Source organism: Vibrio sp. IB15 (genome assembly GCF_016406055.1).
GTDB classification, from domain to species: domain Bacteria; phylum Pseudomonadota; class Gammaproteobacteria; order Enterobacterales; family Vibrionaceae; genus Vibrio; species Vibrio chagasii.
Genome location: NZ_JAEFCE010000134.1, coordinates 1 through 1,684, shown reverse-complemented (window position 1 = coordinate 1,684; position 1,684 = coordinate 1). Strand labels below are relative to the sequence as shown.

Below are 1,684 nucleotides of genomic sequence, written 5' to 3'. Positions count from 1 at the left end.
ATATTCATCAACGAGTGCCCACACAGATTGATAGGTTTAAATTGTTAAAGAGCTTCTCTTCATTGTGACTTGCGTCACTTCGTAAGAGGCGGCCATTCTAGCGACTTAATTCTCAGTGTCAAACACTTATTTGGAATTAATTTCTACTTTCTAAAAGTAGGAGTGAATTATCACTCAAAGCTAGTTGCCTTTACTAACATTCTTCGCTGAAGCCTTGTGGCGTCTGCCGTGTCAGTGAGGCGGAATTATAGAGACGCCGCTCATATTGGCAAGCATTAAATGCATTTTTTATTGAAAAAAGAGGTTAAACGAAGACATTTCAACCAAGGGCTTATTTGTACCACTTTAAGCCCAACTTTCGAACAAATTACTCACAGCACCCTGTGGATAACTACTCACCACTATCAAAGAAGTAAGACAATCGGGACCTAGGGTTTAGGTACTCTCTTACTTGTTCAGGTAGCTTGTTGGGATTAACCGCATTAACGATTTTTATATCTTTAGCAAGCAGGTCGATTACCGGAGCTTGTGTTCTGGGCACGCTAGGGTCATACGTCAGCACATTGGGATAAAGCATATGCTTGGCATTTACCGAAATAACAATACCAATTGAATCATTGGAGAGCTGAACCACGGTTCCTGGCGGGTACACTCCCATGAACTTAACCAATAGACTTAAGTTGTCTTGGCTATATAGGTGTTTGCAGTTCTTATATAAGTGAGAAAGCGATAAATAAGGGATCATTGGCGGTGACTGTGTTTTACCATGGCACAAGTTATCGAATGCATTGGCAACTGCTACTATCTTGGCAAACTCATCAATCTCTTCTTCCTTTAAGCCTTCTGGGTAACCAGAGCCATCATTCATCTCATGATGCTGAGCAATTACCTTTTTAGCTGTTTCAGGAAAATCATCTATTGCAGAAACGATATCCGCACCATACTTAGTATGGAGCTTTAAGTAGTTCTCTTCTGGCACCGTCAATGCGCTCTGCTTTCTTAATATAGCGACAGGTATTTTGATTTTGCCCACGTCATGGAATAACGCAGCAAAAGAGAGGTCTTTCAGTTGTTGTGTGTTGTAGCCTTTAGCTTTGCCGATCATCATGGCAACAACAGCAACATTTAATGTGTGGAAGTAGATATCTTCAAAGTCAGCTTTACCATTCATTAGGTGGAGTGTGACGTTATCATCACATACTAATGTTTCGACAATATCATCAACGAGAGATTTCACCTCTCCTACCGCATCCAAAGGACGATTGCGAATTTTGGTCATGACTGAGCGCATTCGAGCAAGTGAACGCTCAAACTCTTTCTCACAGTTACTCACTCTGCGTCGGTAAGAACTTAAAGTTTCAATGCGATCATGCTTTTCTTGCCACATTTTTTCAGCTTCAAGACTAACCTGTAAGTCATCACCTGATTCCAACTCAACCATATGGTTAACCGGCAAAGGTGAAGTATCACTTTGATTAAGGTTTATATAGACGTGTTTGATGCCAAGGTGTCGAATGATCTTAACCTGAGCATCGTCTTTTATTTTAAAGCTATTGAATAGAAACGGGGGTTCATTCCACTTGACGGGAAGTCGTATATGTAGACCGGGCTGAATGCGATCTACGGTAATTTTTAGGTTCATCGCGGCTTTCCGGGGAAAGCCGCTTTTATCTTCAAGAAGAAG

Annotated in this window: 1 protein-coding gene; it reads right to left on the bottom strand. The window is 41.2% G+C overall.

The window, feature by feature from the left end; translation table 11 throughout:
- Window positions 1–391 precede the first annotated feature (391 nt).
- A complete protein-coding gene (locus tag JC606_RS23065) occupies window positions 392–1,642 on the bottom strand; it encodes an HD-GYP domain-containing protein (protein WP_198779531.1) in 1,251 nt (416 codons plus the stop codon).
- Window positions 1,643–1,684: the final 42 nt, after the last annotated feature.